Here is an 18,961-nt window from a genome sequence, read left to right as displayed (position 1 = left end):
AACTGACAAGCTGGGGATGCCGCAATTTGGCAGTCGACAGCGATCAAATGTGGGAGCGAGCCTGCTCGCGATAGCGGTCTGTCTGACACTTCAACTTTGAATCTACCGCCGTCATCGCGAGCAGGCTCGCTCCCACAAGGGATTTATGGTGGTCAGTTACTGGAGAGCTTGTCCCCGCGCGCAAATTTCCATGTGCGAATGATTTCCAGCCGGTCGATATCCGACAGGTCGCCGGTAAACGGCGCAAACGGTGCGGCCAGGCGCACGATACGTTGCGCGGCTTGATCCAGCAGTGGTTGGCCGGAGGATTCCAGCACCAGCACTTCATACAGCGAACCGTCGTGGTTGATCGAGACCATCAGTCGCAAGTTGCCGTAGATCTGCTTGCGCCGGGCTTCTTCGGGGTAGTTCAGGTTGCCGATACGCTCGACCTTCTTGCGCCATTCGTCCTTGTACCAGGCGCCCTTGTCGCGCATGGTCGAGGCGGCGCTCAGGCGGTGGATGCGCGGGCGCTTGGCATACAGCTGTTGTTCGTTGGCCAGCTCCGCTTCCAGGCTGGCGATGTCGCTGGACAGCTGCGAGCTGTCGAATGTCGGTGTCACGGCCTTGGGCGTCGGCTCGGCCTTGACCTCTTGTTTCTTGGTCGCGGCTTTCTTTGGCGCGGGTGCGATGGTGGTCACGGCGGCTTTCGGCGCGGCTTCCTCTACCTGGGGCTTGACCGACGGCGGGGGCGAGACCTTTTGCACCTTGTTGTCCTGGAATGGTGCGATCTCGGTGGTCTTGGGAATCGCCTTCTTATCCAGGGTGCCGCTGCCTTGCTGGTTTTCCTGGGCGAGGAAATCGGCTTTTGCCGGCTTCTTTTCGCTTTTGAAGGTGGCGAGGGTGATTTCCAGGGTTCTGCTGATCTGCTTGGGTTCGACAAAGGTGAACCCGACGCCCAACAGCAAGGCCAGGTGAATCAGCGCCGCGAGAAACAGGGTAAAACCGAGGCGATCGGCCGGGCGCACGCCACGGTGGGCGAGTTCGGGAGGCAGATCGGACGGAAGTGTCATAACAAGAAAACCAACATCGCGTTTTTCACAAGCCGCGCATGATAACGCAATGTTGGTCGTAACTTGGGTGTTCTATATCAACGCGCTTTAAGCTTCTGATCGATGGCAGCCATCAGCATTTCGCCGATGTTCGTGCCAAAAGCGTTGTCGATCTCGCGGATGCAGGTCGGACTGGTGACGTTGATTTCGGTCAGGTGCTCGCCGATCACGTCGAGGCCGACGAACAGCAAGCCCTTTTCACGCAGGGTCGGGCCGACCTGTGCGGCGATCCAGCGGTCCTTGTCGGTCAGCGGGCGTGCTTCGCCACGACCGCCGGCGGCCAGGTTGCCACGGGTTTCGCCCGCGGCGGGAATCCGCGCCAGGCAGTAATCCACCGGTTCGCCATCAATCATCAGGATGCGCTTGTCGCCGTCCTTGATCGCTGGCAGGTAACCCTGCGCCATGATCTGCTGCTTGCCGTGGTGGGTCAGGGTTTCGAGGATGACCGAGAGATTCGGGTGACCGGCGGTATGACGGAAGATCGACGCACCGCCCATGCCGTCCAGCGGCTTGAGAATCACATCACCATGATGATCGGCGAATTCGCGCAGTACATCGGGACGGCGGCTGACCACGGTCGGCGGGGTGCACTGCGGGAACAGCGTGGCGAACAGCTTTTCATTGCAGTCGCGCAGGCTCTGCGGCTTGTTGACTACCAATACGCCAGCGCGCTCGGCTTGCTCCAGCAGGTAAGTGGAGTAGACGAACTCCATGTCGAACGGCGGATCCTTACGCATCAGGATCACGTCCAGATCGCTCAGCAGCGCGTCGGTTTCGGCTTCCAGCTCAAACCATTTTTCCGGGTTGGCGAAAACTTTCAAAGGACGCATGCGGGCCCGGGCTTCACCTTCAGCCTGGTACAGGTCGTGCTGTTCCATGTAGAACAGCGTCCAGCCGCGCGCCTGGGCGGCCAACAGCATGGCCAGCGAGCTATCCTTTTTATAGGAAATGCTGGCGATAGGGTCCATGACAATCCCGACGCGAACGCTCATGGGTTTTTCCTCGAAATTTGGGTGGTCGAAGCGACATGAAAAAGTGGCGTCAGAGTGGCGCCCAGTGTGTTCCCGGTCAAGGAAAAACCACCTCGAAGGTTGCTCGATAGATTGGATTTGGAGACTGTGCTAAAAAGGCTGCCATATCGTTCTGGCCCTTGAGCATCAAGGGTTTCGGGCCCTCGGTAAGCCGCAAACGACAATTTGATTCGCAAAGGCGACGGTAGAGCAGATATGGAACAGCATTCCAGCGCCTTGAAGGTCATGGTGATCGACGATTCGAAAACGATTCGCCGTACCGCCGAAACGTTATTGAAAAACGTAGGCTGTGAGGTCATCACGGCCATCGATGGTTTCGATGCCCTGGCCAAGATTGCCGACAATCATCCCGGCATCATCTTTGTCGACATCATGATGCCGCGTCTGGATGGCTATCAGACCTGCGCCTTGATCAAGAACAACAGTGCGTTCAAGTCCACGCCAGTGATTATGCTGTCGTCCAAGGACGGACTGTTCGACAMGGCCAAGGGGCGTATCGTCGGCTCTGACCAGTTTTTGACCAAGCCTTTCAGCAAGGAAGAACTGCTGAGCGCGATCCAGGCCCATGTACCGGGCTTTGCCGTTGTTTCGCCGCAGTAAGACACGCACAGTGACGCTCGGCCAGCGGGCCCGGCGTCTACAAGAATGGGGAAGACCATGGCACGTATTCTGATCGTCGATGATTCGCCGACCGAAATGTACAAACTGACCGGCATGCTGGAAAAGCACGGTCACGAAGTGTTGAAAGCCGAAAACGGCGCAGACGGCGTGGCACTGGCCCGTCAGGAAAAACCGGACGCGGTGCTGATGGACATCGTCATGCCCGGCCTCAACGGTTTCCAGGCCACCCGCCAGCTGACCAAAGACCCGGAAACCGGGCACATCCCGGTGATCATCATCACCACCAAGGATCAGGAAACCGACAAGGTCTGGGGCACCCGCCAGGGCGCCAGGGACTACCTCACCAAACCGGTGGAAGAAGACACCCTGATCAAGACCCTGAACAACGTGCTGGCAGGCTGACGGCCGACCCATGGCCGAGTCGCTGACTGCCTTCGAACTGCTGCTGCAGATCGACCAGCGCTGCCGTCTGCTGGCGGCGGACCTGCCTTCACAGCAAACCCGTAACCACGGCTGGAGCGGGATCGGCTTCCGCCTCGGCGAGCACTGGTACGTGGCGCCGATGGGCGAGGTCAGCGAGGTGTTGCACGAACCGCGCCTGACTCAGCTGCCGGGGGTCAAGTCGTGGGTCAGGGGCGTGGGTAACCTGCGCGGACGACTGTTGCCGGTCATGGACCTGTGCGGTTTCCTCGGGATTGAATTGCCTGCGCTGCGCAAGCAGCGGCGCGTACTGGTCGTTGAGTATAAAGAGGTGTTCGTCGGGTTGATGGTCGATGAGGTGCTCGGTATGCAGCACTTTGACCAGGCCAGCTTCGAGCCGGCGTCACTGGACGCACAGAACGGCCCGGCGGGGGCTTTCATAAAAGGACAGTTCGGGCGTGAGCAACGTTGGCAGGTCTTCAGCCCGTTTGCCCTGGCGCAGTCCCAGCGATTCATGGACGTAGCCCTGTAAACACGATGGACGGGTTGGCACTATCCCTGTAGCAGCTGCCGAAGGCTGCGTTCGAGTGCGGAGCACTCGTAAAACCAGGCACCGCAGAGTGTCAGGTTGAAAAGGTTGGCAGGATTTACGACCGCTTCGCGGCCGGACGCAGGCTTCGCCAGCTGCTACGGATCGCGATCTTTTAGGCGAGGATCGATGATAAAAGCAAATACAGGCAAGGCTACGGAAGGGTCGCGCAGTCGTGCACAGATCATTGTGCTGTTCATGGCGCTGATCGTGTTCATCGTGTTGCTGTTCGCCAACTTCGCTTACCTCAATACCCAGGCCTCCTACGACAAGCAGTACATCGGTCACGCCGGAGAGCTGCGCGTGCTGTCCCAGCGCATCGCCAAGAACGCGACTGAAGCGGCGGCCGGCAAAGCGGCAGCGTTCAAGCTGCTGAGCGATTCGCGCAACGACTTCGCCCAGCGTTGGGGCTACTTGAAGAAAGGTGACCCGACCACCGGTCTGCCACCAGCGCCCCACGCGGTACACGCGGAAATGCGCGCGGTGCAGCTGGACTGGGAGCGCCTGCTGAAAAATACCGACGCGATCCTTTCCAGCGAACAGACTGTGCTGTCGCTGCATCAGGTCGCCGCGACGCTGGCCGAGACCGTGCCGCAGTTGCAGGTCGAATACGAAAAAGTCGTCGAAATCCTGCTCCAGCGTGGCGCACCTGCTGCTCAGGTCGCCATGGCTCAGCGCCAGTCGTTGCTGGCCGAACGGATCCTTGGTGCAGTCAACACGGTGCTCGCCGGCGACGAAAACGCCCAACAGGCTGCCGACGCCTTTGGCCGTGATGCGGCGCGCTTCGGTCAGGTGCTCAACGGCATGCTCCAGGGCAATCCGGCCCTGAAGATCAGCCAGGTCGAAGACCAGGACGCGCGTGCCCGGCTGAGCGAAATTTCCGAACTGTTCGAGTTTGTTTCGGGTTCGGTCGACGAGATCCTCGAAACCTCGCCTGAACTGTTCAAGGTCCGCGAGTCGGCGGGCAACATCTTCAACTTGTCGCAGACCTTGCTCGATGAAGCTTCGCACCTGGCCAACGGCTTCGAAAACATGGTGGGCGGGCGTTCGACCGACACCATCGGCGGTTACGTGCTGGGTTTGCTGGCGCTGACCTCAATCATCCTGATCGGCCTGGTGATGGTCCGTGAAACCAATCGCCAGTTGCGGGAAACCGCCGAGAAGAACGAACGTAACCAGAACGCGATCATGCGCTTGCTCGACGAGATCGAAGACCTCGCCGATGGCGACCTGACGGTCACGGCATCGGTGACCGAAGACTTTACCGGGACCATCGCCGACTCGATCAATTACTCGGTCGATCAGCTGCGTGATCTGGTCGCGACCATCAACCTGACCGCCGGCCAGGTCGCTGCTGCGGTGCAGGAAACCCAGGCGACCGCGATGCACCTGGCCCAGGCCTCGGAGCATCAGGCGCAGCAGATTTCCGAAGCCTCGACGGCGATCAACGAGATGGCCCAGTCCATCGATCAGGTCTCGGCCAACGCCGCCGAGTCGTCCGCCGTTGCCGAGCGCTCGGTGGAGATCGCCAACAAGGGCAACGAGGTGGTGCACAACACCATTCACGGCATGGACAATATCCGTGAGCAGATTCAGGACACGGCCAAGCGGATCAAGCGTCTGGGCGAGTCGTCCCAGGAAATCGGCGACATCGTCAGCCTGATCGACGACATTGCCGACCAGACCAATATTCTCGCGCTGAACGCCGCCATCCAGGCCTCCATGGCCGGTGACGCCGGGCGCGGTTTTGCGGTGGTTGCCGATGAAGTCCAGCGGCTGGCGGAACGTTCGTCGGCGGCCACCCGGCAAATTGAAACCCTGGTGCGGGCGATCCAGACTGACACCAATGAAGCGGTGATTTCCATGGAGCAGACCACCACCGAAGTGGTGCGCGGCGCGCGACTGGCGCAGGATGCGGGGGTGGCCCTGGAAGAAATCGAAGGCGTATCGAAAACGCTCGCAGCGTTGATCCAGAGTATTTCCAACGCGGCGCAGCAACAGACGTCTTCGGCGGGTCAGATATCCTTGACGATGAACGTGATCCAGCAGATCACCACGCAGACCTCGTCGGGCTCCACGGCCACCGCCGAGAGCATCGGCAACCTGGCGAAGATGGCCAGCCAGCTGCGGCGTTCGGTGTCTGGTTTCACCTTGCCGGCGGTGCCTGAGCGCAGTGCCGACAAGGCTTGAACGATGCCTGCTGGAACAGCATTTTGATGGGAGTGGTTATGGGTGATCGGCACGACTATGTGGCCCTCGAATGGGTCAAGGGCGAAATTGCCGAAACGTTGAAGCAGGCGTTTATTGCCCTTGAAAGCATGGCCCTCGACAACCGGGTCGAAGAGCCGCTGACGGCGCACGCGATCGCAGAGTGCCTGGCGGGGATTCATCAGGTTCACGGCAGTTTGCAGATGGTCGAATTCTACGGCGCGGCGTTGCTCGCCGAAGAGATGGAGCAGCTCGCGGCAGCGTTGCAGCACAACCGCGTCAGCCACCGCGATGAAGCCATTCGCCTGTTGCAACAAGCCCTCGGCCAACTGCCGATTTACCTCGACCGCGTGCACAGTGCCCGCCGTGACTTGCCGTTGGTGGTCTTGCCGTTGATCAACGACCTGCGCAGCGCCCGCGGCGAAAGCCTGTTGTCGGAAACCAGCCTGTTCAGCCCGCAGTGGCAAGCGCTTCCCGAATTGGATGACGACACGCTGGCAATGCTTGAGCCGGCCGAGCTGCCGAATGTGCTGCGCAAATTGCGGCAAATGTTGCAGATGGGACTGGTTGGGTTGCTTCGCGAACAGGACGACACCACCAATCTCGGCTATCTGGCCAAGGTCTTTGCACGCCTCGAAATGCTCTGCGACGGGGCGCCATTGGGGCCTTTGTGGCAGATCGCTTCGGCGTTGGTCGAAGGCATGCTCAGCGGCAGTGTCGCCAACAGTCCGGCGCTGCGCAGCCTGTTCAAGGACGCTGACAAGGAACTCAAGCGCCTGCTCGAACACGGCATCTCGGAAATCAATCAGCCGGCACCGCCAGAGTTGCTCAAGAGCCTGCTGTTCTACATTGCCAAGGCACAACATCCCACTGCGCAGATGCAAGCCATGAAAGAGCGTTATGCCCTGGACGACGCGTTGCCCGACAGTGCAATGGTCGATGAAGAACGCGCCCGTCTGGCCGGCCCGGACCGCGACGCGATGCGCTCGGTGCTGGCCGCGCTCTGCGAAGAACTGGTGCGGGTCAAGGAGCGCCTCGACCTGTTCGTGCGCAGTGACCGACAACATGTCTCGGACCTCGACAGCCTGCTGGCGCCACTGCGGCAAATCGCCGACACCCTGGCGGTGCTCGGCTTCGGTCAGCCGCGCAAGGTGATCATCGATCAACTGGCGGTGGTCCTGAGCCTTGCCCAAGGCCAGCGCGAGCCGAACGACGCGATCCTGATGGATGTCGCCGGAGCCCTGCTTTACGTCGAGGCGACCCTGGCCGGAATGGTCGGCACCGTTGAGGAAAACCGCGAAGAGAGCCGGTTGCCGACCACCGACCTGACGCAGATCCACCAGATCGTCATCAAGGAAGCGCGAATCTGCCTGCAACAGGCCAAGGACATGATCGTCGACTACATCGACAGCGATTGGGATCGTCAGGTGTTGCAGCCGCTTCCGGCCGTGCTGACCCAGGTGCGTGGCGCGTTGGCGATGATTCCGTTGAGTCGCGCGGCGAGCCTGCTGGAAGCCTGCAACGGTTTCATTCGCGAGCATCTGCTGGCAGACCAGAGGCGTCCCGATTGGCCGCAACTCGACAGCCTGGCCGACGCCATTACCAGCATCGAGTATTACCTGGAGCGTTTGAGTGAAGACCCCGAGGCGCCCGGCGAAAAGATCCTCGATGTCGCCGAGCAAAGCCTGGCGGCTCTGGGGTATTTCCCCGGCGAGGTGCCTGTGCCGCTGCCCGAAGACGTGCTGAGCCCAGGCTTGGCACTCGTGATGCCGGATCTGCCGACACTGGATAACCCGCAGATTGCCCAGTCGCTGGCCGAGGTATTGGCCAGCCCGGCCCGTGCCGTCAATCCGCCCGCGCTGATCACGCCGGGCAGTCTGTTGCCGCCACCGGCCGACGAAGAACCGGTGGATGCCGAGCTGCGCGAAGTCTTTCTCGAGGAGACCGATGAAGTCCTGGATATCCTGCGCGAATACTTGCCGCGCTGGGTCGCCAGCCCCGAAAGCACCTCGGTCCTGAGCGAGTTGCGTCGCGCCTTCCACACCTTGAAAGGCAGCGGGCGAATGGTCCGTGCACTGGTGTTGGGCGAGTTGGCGTGGGCGCTGGAGAATCTGCTCAACCGGGTGCTGGAACGCAGTGTCGAACCGGGTCCGCCGGTTTATCAACTGCTGGATGAAGTGCTGCAACTGCTCCCCGAACTGATCGCTGAGTTTGCCGGCAACACCCAGCGTCAGCGTGACGATGTCGACCGCCTGGCCGCTCGCGCCCATGCCCTGGCGAAGGGGGATGACACCCTGCCGGACACTGCGTCGCAGGATGACGCGATGCTTGATCCGCAGTTGCTGGAGATCTTCCGCAACGAAGCTGAAACTCACCTCCAGAGCCTCGACCGTTTTCTCGACCGGGCCGCCGAGCACGTGCCGTTGCAGGCCAGCGATGAGTTGCAGCGCGCGTTGCACACCCTCAAGGGCAGCGCTTCGATGGCCGGTGTGTTGCCGATCGCCGAACTGGCGGCGCCGTTCGATCATCTGGCCCGCGAGTACAAGGCGCACCAGATTGCGCTGGACCTGGACGAAGTCGAGCTGCTACTCGAAGCCGGCGACCTGTTTCGGCGCGGGCTGAAGCAATTGAACAGTGATCCGCTGACACCGATCAGGGGCGCCGAAAACTTGATCGGGCGCACTCAGGCGCTGCTTGCCGAGCGTCTGGATGCCATCCTCAATGCGCCGAACACGGGGCTGCGGATCAAGCGTGATCCGCAACTGATCAACAAATTCCTGGCCCAGGGCATGGACATCCTGCTGGACGCCGAAAGCCTGTTGCAGCGCTGGCAGCAACACCCCGGGGAACGGCAGGAACTCAGCGCACTGCTGGATGAATTGACGACCCTTGGCGAGAACGCGCACCTGGCCGATCTGCACCCGGTGGACGAGCTGTGCGAAGCCTTGCTCGACCTCTACGGCGCGGTGGAAGAAAGCAGCCTGGTGGTCAATGAACGGTTCTTCCACGAGGCACAAAGCGCTCACGAAGCGCTGATCAACATGCTCGACGAACTGGCCGCCGGCCAGGAAGTCGGCCCGCAACCGGCGCGGGTGCGGGCCTTGCGTGATCTGCTCAATGAGGGCCTTGATCCGTCGGCCATGGGCCTGATTCGCAGCGATGGCAGCCGCACGCTGAGCATTACCGAACTGGGCAGCGCCACCAGCGAGCTGGCGCAGGCGCAGGCGCAGGCGCAGGCGTTGACGATTGACGATGAAATCGTTTCGATCTTTCTCGAAGAAGCGGTGGATATCCTCGAAAGCGCCGGACAAGCCTTGCAGCGTTGGCTCAATGATCCGGAGAGCGCTGCGCCGTTGTCGTCGTTACAGCGCGACTTGCACACCCTCAAGGGTGGCGCGCGAATGGCCGAGGTCGGGCCGGTCGGCGATCTGGCCCACGAACTTGAAAGCCTTTATGAAGGTCTGGTCGACCGGCGCTTCAGTCATTCACCAGCACTCGGGGTGTTACTGCAACAGAGCCACGACCGCCTCGCGATGTTGCTCGAACAGTTGCAAAACCATCAGCCACTGAGCGATCCGGGAACGTTGATCGAGGCGATCCAGCAATTTCGGCAAAGCACCGGCAGCACAGCCGATGTGGTCGAAGCGGCGGCTGCGAATGATGCGGCGAGCCACGATCCGGAACTGTTGGAGATCTTCCTCGAGGAAGGTTTCGACATCATCGACAGCTCGGGTGCGGCGCTGTCGCGCTGGCAGGCGGACCCACAGAACCGTCAGGAAATGGAAACCCTGCTGCGCGACCTGCACACCCTCAAGGGCGGCGCACGAATGGTCGAAATCGCCCCGATTGGCGACCTGGCCCATGAGCTGGAATTTCTTTACGAAGGGTTGTCGACCGGCTTGCTGCACGCCATACCGGCGCTGTTCGATCTGTTGCAACGCAGTCATGACCGGTTGGCGCAGATGCTCGATGCGACCCGCGCCGGTCAGCCGGTGTTGCCGGCTGACAGCCTGATAGACGCGATCAAGGCCTTCACTCACCCGACGGCTGACAAGGCCCCGACGCCAGCTCCGCTGGTTGAAGTGGCACCGGTGGCCAAGCCTGAGACTGCAGCGCTGCAACCGGACGCAGGCGCCGATATGGTCAAGGTGTCGGCCGAACTGCTGGACGATCTGGTCAACCTGGCCGGGGAGACCTCGATCTTCCGCGGTCGCATCGAGCAGCAAGTCAACGATGCGCAAGTCGCCCTGAGCGAGATGGAAACCACCATCGAGCGCATGCGCGATCAGTTGCGCCGGCTCGACACCGAAACCCAGGGCCGGATTCTCAGCCGGCAGCAGGTTGAGGCCGAGCGCCTGGGCTACGAAGAGTTCGACCCGCTGGAAATGGATCGGCACTCGCAGTTGCAGCAGTTGTCGCGAGCGTTGTTCGAGTCGGCTTCCGACTTGCTCGACCTCAAGGAAACCCTCGACCGCTGCAACCACGACGCCGAGAACCTGCTGCAACAACAAGGCCGGATCAACACCGAACTGCAAGAAGGCTTGATGCGCACGCGCATGGTGCCGTTCGAACGGATGCTGCCGCGCTTGAAGCGTATCGTTCGTCAGGTCTCCAGCGAGCTGGGCAAGGACGTCGAGTTCATTGTCGGGAACGCCGAAGGCGAGATGGACCGCAATGTGCTGGAACGCATGGCGGCGCCGCTTGAGCACATGCTGCGCAATGCTGTCGACCACGGTCTGGAGTCCGCCGAAGTACGCCGAGCGGCCGGTAAACCCGAGCAAGGCCGAGTCACCCTGGACCTTTCCCGTGAGGGTGGCGACATCATTTTCGACATCCGCGACGACGGTGCCGGCGTGCCGCTGGATGCCGTGCGGCGCAAGGCGATCAAGCGGGGTTTGCTCGCCGCCGACAGCGACATGAGCGATCGCGACGTGTTGCAGTTCATTCTGCAGCCAGGGTTTTCCACTGCCGAGAAAATCACCCAGATCTCCGGGCGTGGCGTCGGCATGGACGTGGTTCACGAAGAAGTGCGGCAACTCGGTGGCTCGATGGTCATTGACTCTGTACCTGGGCAGGGCGTGCACTTCCGCATTCGTTTGCCGTTTACCGTGTCGGTCAACCGCGCGTTGATGGTGCAGTGTGCCGAGGATCAATACGCGATCCCGCTGAACACCATCGAAGGCATCGTGTGCGTGCTGCCCTTTGAGCTGGAGGGCTATTACCAGCTCGATCCGCCGTTATACGAATACGCCGGGCAACGCTATGAACTGTGCTACCTCGGCGAGCTGCTGAAGACCAGCGTCCGCCCGAAACTGCTGGGCCAGAGCCTGCCGTTGCCGGTGTTGCTGGTGCAGTGCAACGAGCGGCGCATCGCAGTGCAGGTCGATGCGACGGCCGGTACCCGGGAAATCGTGGTGAAAAGTCTCGGCCCGCAGTTCGCGGCGGTCCAGGGATTGTCTGGCGCGACCATTCTTGGCGATGGCCGGGTGGTGCTGATTCTCGACCTGCTGACGCATATCCGCGCCATGCAGACGCAAGTGTCACCGCAGCGGGTCATTCAGGAGACGGCCACGGAGGCCGAGCCGAAGCGTTCAATGCTGGTCCTGGTGGTCGACGACTCGGTCACCGTGCGCAAGGTCACCAGCCGCCTGCTCGAACGCCACGGCATGAACGTGCTGACCGCCAAGGACGGTGTCGACGCCATGCTGTTGCTCGAAGAGCACATGCCCGACCTGATGTTGCTGGACATTGAAATGCCGCGCATGGATGGTTTTGAAGTGGCCATTCAGGTGCGCAACGATCCACGGTTGCAGCACCTGCCGATCATCATGATCACCTCGCGCACCGGCCAGAAACACCGCGACCGGGCGATGGCCATCGGCGTCAACGACTACCTCGGCAAGCCGTACCAGGAATCGGTATTGCTCGAAAGCATCGCGTTATGGAGCAAAACCCATGCTTGAACACCGCACCAGCAACCTCACCGGGCTGCTGCTGCCCCTGGCCGATCGCAACCTGATCCTGCCCAATGTCGCTGTCGCCGAGTTGATCGACTATCAGCCCGGTGCCTTTGACCTCGACTCACCGCCCTGGTACCTGGGCCTGGTGACGTGGCGTGACCGGAAAATCCCGCTGTTGAGCTTCGAATCGGCTTGCGGCAACAAAACCGTGATCGGCGATCGCGCGCGCATCGTCGTCCTCAATGCCCTCGGCGGGCGCCCGCACCTCAAATTCATCGCCTTGCTGGTGCAAGGCATTCCACGCTCCTACAAACTCGACAGCCAGTTGAGCTACGTCGACGTGCCGCTGTGCTCACTGGAGCATGCCGCGGTACAGGTCGCCGAACACGTGGCGAAAGTCCCGGATCTGCTGGCGCTGGAGGAGTTGTTGGTGGGGGCGGGGTTGGTTGCGCAGTGAATTGATCGGTCCTTTTTGGGGAGCGATCAGTCCCACTAAGGGACCGATTTCGTCCATGACATTTGATTTGAAACATTGCGCTCTCAGGCTGCAAGCCTGAGGCTTGTGCGATGTTGCAGTGATTTTTTGAGGTTGGAGACACATGTATCACGGAGAAAAATTCAACGCCTGGAGCCATTTGTTCGGGGCGGTTGCGGCGTGTGTCGGGGCGGTCTGGTTGCTGGTGATTGCCAGTCTGGACGGCAGCCCCTGGAAGATTGTCAGCGTGGCGATTTACGGGTTTACCTTGCTGGTGCTGTACAGCGTTTCGACGGTTTATCACAGCGTGCGCGGGCGGGCGAAGGTGATCATGCAGAAGGTCGATCACCTGTCGATCTACCTGCTGATCGCTGGCAGTTACACGCCATTTTGTCTGGTGACTTTGCGCGGCCCGTGGGGCTGGACGCTGTTCGGGATTGTCTGGGGGCTGGCGGTGATCGGCATGCTGCAAGAGATCAAACCGCGCTCCGAGGCACGGATCCTGTCGATCGTGATCTATGCGGTGATGGGCTGGATCGTGCTGGTGGCGGTCAAGCCGCTGCTGGCGGCGTTGGGCACCATCGGATTTGCCTGGCTGGCGGCGGGCGGGGTGTTTTATACCGTCGGCATCATCTTCTTCGCCCTCGACAGCCGACTGCGCCACGCCCACGGCATCTGGCACCTGTTCGTCATCGCCGGCAGCTTGCTGCACTTTGTCTCCCACAAGAACACCGCTGTACCTGTGGGAGCGAGCCGGCTCCGGGCGGCGTTCCGACGATAGGGGACTAGAAGTCACCCCACAACTGCTGGGCCACGGCCAATGCCACCACCGGCGCGGTTTCGGTGCGCAGCACTCGTGGGCCGAGGCGGGCAGAGTGGAAGCCGGCACTTTGAGCCTGATCGACTTCCACGTCCGACAACCCGCCTTCCGGGCCGATCAGGAACGCCAGTGTCGAAGGTTTTGCATGGCTGACCAGCGGCTCGGCCACTGGGTGCAGCACCAGCTTCAGTTCGGCCTCGGATTGTTTGAGCCAGTCGGCCAGTAACAGGGGCGGGTGGATCACCGGTACTCGTGAACGACCGCATTGTTCGCAGGCGCTGATAGCGACCTGGCGCCAGTGCTGCAAGCGTTTATCGGCGCGTTCGTCCTTCAGCCGGACTTCGCAGCGGTCACTGAAGATCGGGGTGATTTCAGTCACGCCCAGTTCGGTGGCTTTCTGGATCGCCCAGTCCATCCGCTCGCCGCGAGACAAGCCCTGGCCCAGATGAATCTGCAACGGCGACTCGATTTGCCCGGCGAAGCTTTCCGTCAACGCCACGCGCACGCGTTTTTTGCCGACTTCCGCCAGCGTGCCGCGAAATTCCTGGCCTGAACCGTCGAACACTTGCAACGCATCGCCTTCGGCCATGCGCAGCACGCGACTGATGTAGTGCGCCTGGGCCTCCGGCAATTCATGCTCGCCGAGGCTCAAGGGGGCGTCGATAAAGAAGCGGGACAGTCTCATCTGGGTTCTCTGAAAAGGGTGCTGGTTATCTGAGTCGGTACCGACATCTTTGCGGCCTGCCTGTGTGGGAGCGAGCCTGCTCGCGATAGCATCACCGAGGTCTGGCAGATCGACTTCGGTGTCCGCATCGCGAGCAGACGGAACGCCGCCCGGCTGCTCCCACATTGACCTATAGGGCGATCCATCAGCCCGGATCGCGGAAGCCCGGGTGGAAGTCTTTCGGTACCGCCACGCTGACCTTGTTGCTGGTGGCGATATCGATCCCTTCGCTGGCCACCTCGGCAAGGAAGTCGATCTGCTCGGGGGTAATCACGTACGGTGGCAGGAAATACACCACGCTGCCCAACGGCCGCAACAGCGCACCACGTTCCAGTGCGTGCTGGAACACCTTCAGCCCACGGCGTTCCTGCCAGGGATAAGCGGTTTTGCTGGCCTTGTCCTGAACCATCTCGATGGCCAGCACCATGCCGGTCTGGCGTACCTCCGAAACATGCGGGTGGTCAGCCAGGTGCGCGGTCGAGCTGGCCATGCGCTGGGCGAGGGCCTTGTTGTTCTCGATGACGTTGTCTTCTTCGAAGATATCCAGCGTCGCCAACGCCGCCGCACAGGCCAGCGGGTTGCCGGTGTAGCTGTGGGAATGCAGGAAGGCGCGCAGGGTCGGATAGTCGTCGTAGAAGGCGCTGTAGACCTCATCCGTGGTGACGCACGCTGCCAGCGGCAGGTAACCGCCGGTCAAGGCTTTGGACAGGCACAGGAAGTCCGGACGGATGCCGGCCTGTTCGCAGGCGAACATCGTTCCGGTGCGGCCGAAGCCGACGGCGATTTCATCGTGGATCAGGTGCACGCCGTAACGGTCACAGGCTTCGCGCAGCAGTTTCAGGTACACCGGGTGATACATGCGCATCCCGCCAGCACCCTGGATCAGCGGCTCGACGATTACCGCGGCGACGGTTTCATGGTTTTCGGCGAGGGTCTGTTCCATCGCGGCGAACATGTTGCGCGAGTGTTCTTCCCAGCTCATGCCTTCGGGACGCAGGTAGCAGTCCGGGCTCGGCACCTTGATGGTGTCCAGCAGCAGCGCTTTATAGGTTTCAGTGAACAGCGGCACGTCGCCGACCGACATCGCGGCCATGGTTTCGCCGTGGTAGCTGTTGGTCAGCGTGACGAAGCGTTTCTTGTTCGGCTGGCCGCGATTGAGCCAGTAGTGAAAGCTCATCTTCAGCGCCACTTCGATGCAGGACGAACCGTTATCGGCGTAGAAGCACCGCGTCAGGCCTTCCGGCGTCATCTTCACCAGGCGTTCGGACAACTCGATCACTGGCTGATGGCTGAAACCGGCGAGGATCACGTGTTCCAGTTGATCGACCTGGTCCTTGATCCGCTGGTTGATCCGCGGGTTGGCGTGGCCGAACACGTTGACCCACCAGGAGCTGACCGCGTCGAGGTAGCGTTTGCCTTCGAAGTCTTCGAGCCATACGCCTTCGCCGCGCTTGATCGGGATCAGCGGCAGCTGTTCGTGGTCTTTCATCTGGGTGCAGGGATGCCACAGAACCGCGAGATCGCGCTGCATCCACTGATTATTCAGGCCCATTTTCACTCTCCTCGAGGCGGTCCGTGACGTGCGCGGACATGCAATCGCGCAAGCCTATGCAATGCCGGGCGAGCGGACAACCTATTGTGGTGTTTGCGCATGGAAACGCAGTGCGCTACGTGGTTGTATTGACGTGCATATACGCTGGCAGGGCACGCTAGAGCGTCTTATGTTTGCGTCGCACGTTGGGGGGTTAATCTTTCCTTAACACACCTCTTTCAGACTCTTGATCGTATTTCTCGATATTTCAAAGCGAAATTTTCGGCTTTAAATCGATAGATAACTCGATAGTCTTGGTCGCAGTTCTTACAGGATTTGGGCAATGCAGCTACGTAACTCTTCCTCCCGCTACGGCGGGGTCAGCATCTTTCTGCACTGGGGCGTGGCGCTGGCAGTCTTCGGTCTGTTTGCTCTGGGCTTGTGGATGGTCGGTCTCGACTACTACAGCAACTGGCGCAAAGAAGCGCCTGACTTGCACAAAAGCATCGGCTTGACGCTGTTCGCGTTCTTGTTGTTGCGGGTGTTGTGGCGCTTTATCAGCCCACCGCCGCCGACGCTGCAAAGCTATAGCCGCATGACGCGCCTCGGCGCCAAGCTCGGTCATTCGTTTCTCTATCTCAGCCTGTTCGCTGTGATGGTTGCCGGTTACCTGATTTCCACCGCAGACGGTGTCGGGATTCCGGTGTTTGGTCTGTTTGAAATTCCTGCGCTGATTTCCGGTCTACCGGACCAGGCAGACACCGCCGGTGCGATTCATCTGTATCTGGCCTGGGCGCTGGTGATTTTTTCCGGCCTCCATGCGTTGGCAGCACTGAAGCACCACTTTATCGACCGTGATGCGACCCTGACGCGAATGCTGGGACGCAAAGCCTGATGTTCAACCTCGACTCCAAGGAATAGAAAGCATGTTGAAAAAGACTCTCGCCGCTCTGGCAATCGGTACCGCGCTGTTGTCGGCAGGGCAAGCGATGGCCGCAGAATACAAGATCGATAAAGAAGGCAATCACGCTTTCGTCGACTTCAAGATCAGCCACCTGGGCTACAGCTTCATCCACGGTACTTTCAAGGACTGGGACGGTAAGTTCAGCTTCGACGCCAAGGCTCCAGAAGCCAGCAAAATCGATGTTGTGCTGAAAACCGCCAGCGTTGACACCAACCACGCTGAACGTGACAAGCACATCCGTACCCCGGACTTCCTGGACGCAGCCAAATTCCCTGAAGCCAAGTTCGTTTCCACCAGTGTCAAATCCACTGGCGAAAAAACTGCTGACGTGACCGGCGACCTGACCCTGCACGGTGTGACCAAGCCAGTCGTGTTCAAGGCAACTTTCAACGGCGAAGGCAAGGATCCATGGGGTGGCTACCGTGCCGGTTTCAACGGCACGACTACCCTGCAGTTGAGCGAGTTCGGCATCAAAGGCCCGGGCGCTACCTCCCAGACCCTGGACCTGGACATCTCGTTTGAAGGTGTTCAAGCGAAGTAATTTTCGCGGCTGACACAAAAACGCCCCTGATCGCGAGATCAGGGGCGTTTTTGTTAGCAGGAGAAATCAGCGGTTGCGCGTCAGCAACGCCGGTTTCTCGCCACGTGGACGGCTTGGCAGTTGATCGAGCTGCTCAGGTGTCGGGAAGCGATCGGCCTTGGACTCCTTGTGCATGATCTTCGGCTGGGTACCGCGCGGGTTTTGCACGGCGGGTTCCTGACGCGACTGGTCGTCACGGGCCGGGCGGCGGTTGCGCGACTCTTCGCGACGGGCCTGGCCGTCACGTGGAGCGCCGCTGCGTGGGCCGCTGCGCTTGGCAGGCGGGGTGCCAGTGCTGGCGCCGCTGCTGTTACGCGGACCGTTCTGGCGACCTTGTGGCTGGCCGCTGCGTGGCGCACCTGCACCAGCGCCTTGTGCCGGAGCACCTGGACGGCGGCCACGGCCTTGAGGGGCCTTTTGCTGCGGAACGTAGTCGACGCGGTTACCGAAGTTATCGATATCGTCGTCGAGGAACTCGTCCGGTGCGCGGTCAGCGGCGGCGCGAGGTGCCGGGCGCTGCTGTTCACGGGCCGGGGTGCCTTCACGCGGCTTTTGAGCCGGGCGTTCGCCACGGCCGGCAGCCGGTTTTTCCTTGCCGCCCTTGTCCTTGCCCTTGTCTTTACGACCGCCGCCGCTGCCGTTTGGACCGTCGCCGCGCGGGCCACGAGGGTTGCGCGGGTTACGCACATCCGGACGCTCGCGAACTTCCGGTTTCTCGGCTTCTACAGCGCTGGAATCAAAGCCCATCAGGTCGCCATCGGCGATTTTCTGCTTGGTCATGCGCTCGATGCTTTTCAGCAGTTTTTCTTCGTCCGGGGCAACCAGAGAGATCGCTTCGCCCGAACGACCGGCACGGCCGGTACGGCCGATACGGTGCACATAGTCTTCGTCGACGTTTGGCAGCTCGAAGTTGACCACGTGTGGCAACTGATCGATATCCAGGCCGCGAGCGGCGATATCGGTGGCCACCAGGATGCGCACTTCACCGGCCTTGAAGTCGGCCAGGGCTTTGGTGCGAGCATTCTGGCTCTTGTTACCGTGGATCGCGACGGCGCTCAGGCCGTGTTTGTCCAGGTACTCGGCCAGGCGGTTGGCGCCATGCTTTGTGCGGGTGAAGACCAGAACCTGTTCCCAGGCGCCGGCAGTAATCAGGTGCGCCAGCAGCGAGCGCTTGTGGCTGGCGGCCAGACGGAACACCCGTTGCTCGATGCGCTCGACCGTGGTGTTCGGTGGCGTGACTTCGATGCGTTCCGGGTTGTGCAGCAACTTGCCGGCAAGGTCAGTGATGTCCTTGGAGAAGGTTGCCGAGAACAGCAGGTTCTGGCGTTTGGCCGGCAGGCGGGCGAGGACTTTCTTCACGTCATGGACGAAGCCCATGTCGAGCATCCGGTCCGCTTCGTCCAGTACCAGGATTTCCACGTGGGACAGGTCGACGCTGCCTTGGCCCGCCAGGTCGAGCAAACGGCCCGGGCAAGCTACCAGCACGTCGACACCGCGGGACATGGCCTGAACCTGCGGGTTCATGCCAACGCCGCCGAAAATGCAGGCACTGACGAATTTCAGGTCACGGGCGTAGACCTTGAAGCTGTCGTGCACCTGGGCGGCCAGTTCGCGAGTCGGGGTCAGGACCAGGACGCGTGGTTGGCGCGGGCCGTGACGCTGGGATTTGTCCGGGTGACCGTTGGGGAACAGGCGCTCCAGAATCGGCAAGGCGAAACCGCCGGTTTTACCCGTACCTGTCTGCGCCGCAACCATCAAGTCGCGACCTTGCAACACGGCGGGAATGGCCCGCTGTTGCACCGGGGTAGGCTGGGTGTAGCCCGCTGCCTCGATGGCGCGGACTAAAGCCTCGGAGAGACCGAGGGAAGCAAAGGACATGAGTAATCCTGTTTTAGTTAGGGCTTGGCCCAATGGGATAGTCTTGCCTGGCGCGAATGGCGTTTGAGA

14 protein-coding genes are annotated in these 18,961 nt (G+C 61.1%); 9 read left to right on the top strand and 5 right to left on the bottom strand.

Going from position 1 to position 18,961, the window contains the following annotated elements:
* Window positions 1-152: 152 nt before the first annotated feature.
* A complete protein-coding gene (locus AC1DIH_RS08950; RefSeq protein ID WP_477771421.1) occupies window positions 153-1,052 on the bottom strand; it encodes an energy transducer TonB in 900 nt (299 codons plus the stop codon).
* Window positions 1,053-1,129: 77 nt separating this feature from the next.
* The gene (gene gshB / locus AC1DIH_RS08945; protein WP_477771420.1) at window positions 1,130-2,083 is read right to left on the bottom strand and encodes a glutathione synthase; all 954 of its coding nucleotides are present in this window, start codon (window positions 2,081-2,083) and stop codon (window positions 1,130-1,132) included.
* Between the two features lie 234 nt (window positions 2,084-2,317).
* Between gshB and pilG the strand changes: the two genes are divergently transcribed.
* The 7 genes from pilG to trhA all read left to right on the top strand — a co-directional run bounded on the left by pilG (window position 2,318) and on the right by trhA (window position 13,176).
* On the top strand, window positions 2,318-2,722 hold the full coding sequence (pilG, locus tag AC1DIH_RS08940; RefSeq protein ID WP_477771419.1) for a twitching motility response regulator PilG: 405 nt from the start codon (window positions 2,318-2,320) through the stop codon (window positions 2,720-2,722).
* 57 nt (window positions 2,723-2,779) lie between these two features.
* Window positions 2,780-3,145, top strand: a complete 366-nt coding sequence (gene pilH / locus AC1DIH_RS08935) for a twitching motility response regulator PilH (protein WP_019694067.1) — start codon at window positions 2,780-2,782, stop codon at window positions 3,143-3,145.
* Window positions 3,146-3,155: 10 nt separating this feature from the next.
* Window positions 3,156-3,695, top strand: a complete 540-nt coding sequence (locus AC1DIH_RS08930) for a chemotaxis protein CheW (RefSeq protein ID WP_477771418.1) — start codon at window positions 3,156-3,158, stop codon at window positions 3,693-3,695.
* Between the two features lie 186 nt (window positions 3,696-3,881).
* Window positions 3,882-5,942: a methyl-accepting chemotaxis protein gene (locus AC1DIH_RS08925; protein WP_477771417.1), complete on the top strand. Its 2,061-nt coding sequence runs from the start codon at window positions 3,882-3,884 to the stop codon at window positions 5,940-5,942.
* Window positions 5,943-5,980: 38 nt separating this feature from the next.
* A complete protein-coding gene (locus tag AC1DIH_RS08920) occupies window positions 5,981-11,923 on the top strand; it encodes a hybrid sensor histidine kinase/response regulator (protein WP_477771416.1) in 5,943 nt (1,980 codons plus the stop codon).
* Window positions 11,916-12,377: a chemotaxis protein CheW gene (locus AC1DIH_RS08915; RefSeq protein ID WP_427531946.1), complete on the top strand. Its 462-nt coding sequence runs from the start codon at window positions 11,916-11,918 to the stop codon at window positions 12,375-12,377. The genes AC1DIH_RS08920 and AC1DIH_RS08915 overlap by 8 nt, the downstream gene beginning before the upstream one ends.
* 142 nt (window positions 12,378-12,519) lie before the next feature.
* Window positions 12,520-13,176, top strand: coding sequence for a PAQR family membrane homeostasis protein TrhA (trhA, locus tag AC1DIH_RS08910; RefSeq protein WP_477771415.1), 657 nt, complete (start codon window positions 12,520-12,522; stop codon window positions 13,174-13,176).
* A gap of 4 nt (window positions 13,177-13,180) precedes the next feature.
* On the opposite strand, the gene AC1DIH_RS08905 is transcribed toward trhA, so the two are convergent.
* On the bottom strand, window positions 13,181-13,900 hold the full coding sequence (locus AC1DIH_RS08905; RefSeq protein WP_054594441.1) for a 16S rRNA (uracil(1498)-N(3))-methyltransferase: 720 nt from the start codon (window positions 13,898-13,900) through the stop codon (window positions 13,181-13,183).
* Window positions 13,901-14,084: 184 nt separating this feature from the next.
* Window positions 14,085-15,491, bottom strand: a complete 1,407-nt coding sequence (locus AC1DIH_RS08900) for an adenosylmethionine--8-amino-7-oxononanoate transaminase (RefSeq protein ID WP_477771414.1) — start codon at window positions 15,489-15,491, stop codon at window positions 14,085-14,087.
* A 322-nt stretch (window positions 15,492-15,813) separates the two neighbouring features.
* On the opposite strand from AC1DIH_RS08900, the gene AC1DIH_RS08895 reads away from it, so the two are divergent.
* The gene (locus AC1DIH_RS08895; RefSeq protein ID WP_477771413.1) at window positions 15,814-16,365 is read left to right on the top strand and encodes a cytochrome b; all 552 of its coding nucleotides are present in this window, start codon (window positions 15,814-15,816) and stop codon (window positions 16,363-16,365) included.
* A 31-nt stretch (window positions 16,366-16,396) separates the two neighbouring features.
* Window positions 16,397-16,975, top strand: a complete 579-nt coding sequence (locus AC1DIH_RS08890; RefSeq protein WP_477771412.1) for a YceI family protein — start codon at window positions 16,397-16,399, stop codon at window positions 16,973-16,975.
* A 66-nt stretch (window positions 16,976-17,041) separates the two neighbouring features.
* Here AC1DIH_RS08890 and AC1DIH_RS08885 read toward each other — a convergent pair whose 3' ends face one another.
* The gene (locus tag AC1DIH_RS08885) at window positions 17,042-18,892 is read right to left on the bottom strand and encodes a DEAD/DEAH box helicase (RefSeq protein WP_477771411.1); all 1,851 of its coding nucleotides are present in this window, start codon (window positions 18,890-18,892) and stop codon (window positions 17,042-17,044) included.
* Between the last annotated feature and the right edge of the window lie 69 nt (window positions 18,893-18,961).

The sequence above is a fragment of the Pseudomonas sp. 05N36 genome (assembly GCF_056397385.1).
Note: the sequence above shows the minus strand (reverse complement) of the source record. Positions and strands in the feature narration are given on the sequence as shown.

Excerpts from the sequence above, each read along its gene's own strand:
- AC1DIH_RS08950 (WP_477771421.1), bottom strand. The coding sequence starts at position 1,052 with ATGACACTTCCGTCCGATCTGCCTCCCGAACTCGCCCACCGTGGCGTG.
- gshB (WP_477771420.1), bottom strand. The coding sequence starts at position 2,083 with ATGAGCGTTCGCGTCGGGATTGTCATGGACCCTATCGCCAGCATTTCC.
- pilH (WP_019694067.1), top strand. The coding sequence starts at position 2,780 with ATGGCACGTATTCTGATCGTCGATGATTCGCCGACCGAAATGTACAAA.
- AC1DIH_RS08930 (WP_477771418.1), top strand. The coding sequence starts at position 3,156 with ATGGCCGAGTCGCTGACTGCCTTCGAACTGCTGCTGCAGATCGACCAG.
- AC1DIH_RS08925 (WP_477771417.1), top strand. The coding sequence starts at position 3,882 with ATGATAAAAGCAAATACAGGCAAGGCTACGGAAGGGTCGCGCAGTCGT.
- AC1DIH_RS08920 (WP_477771416.1), top strand. The coding sequence starts at position 5,981 with ATGGGTGATCGGCACGACTATGTGGCCCTCGAATGGGTCAAGGGCGAA.
- AC1DIH_RS08915 (WP_427531946.1), top strand. The coding sequence starts at position 11,916 with ATGCTTGAACACCGCACCAGCAACCTCACCGGGCTGCTGCTGCCCCTG.
- trhA (WP_477771415.1), top strand. The coding sequence starts at position 12,520 with ATGTATCACGGAGAAAAATTCAACGCCTGGAGCCATTTGTTCGGGGCG.
- AC1DIH_RS08905 (WP_054594441.1), bottom strand. The coding sequence starts at position 13,900 with ATGAGACTGTCCCGCTTCTTTATCGACGCCCCCTTGAGCCTCGGCGAG.
- AC1DIH_RS08900 (WP_477771414.1), bottom strand. The coding sequence starts at position 15,491 with ATGGGCCTGAATAATCAGTGGATGCAGCGCGATCTCGCGGTTCTGTGG.
- AC1DIH_RS08895 (WP_477771413.1), top strand. The coding sequence starts at position 15,814 with ATGCAGCTACGTAACTCTTCCTCCCGCTACGGCGGGGTCAGCATCTTT.
- AC1DIH_RS08890 (WP_477771412.1), top strand. The coding sequence starts at position 16,397 with ATGTTGAAAAAGACTCTCGCCGCTCTGGCAATCGGTACCGCGCTGTTG.
- AC1DIH_RS08885 (WP_477771411.1), bottom strand. The coding sequence starts at position 18,892 with ATGTCCTTTGCTTCCCTCGGTCTCTCCGAGGCTTTAGTCCGCGCCATC.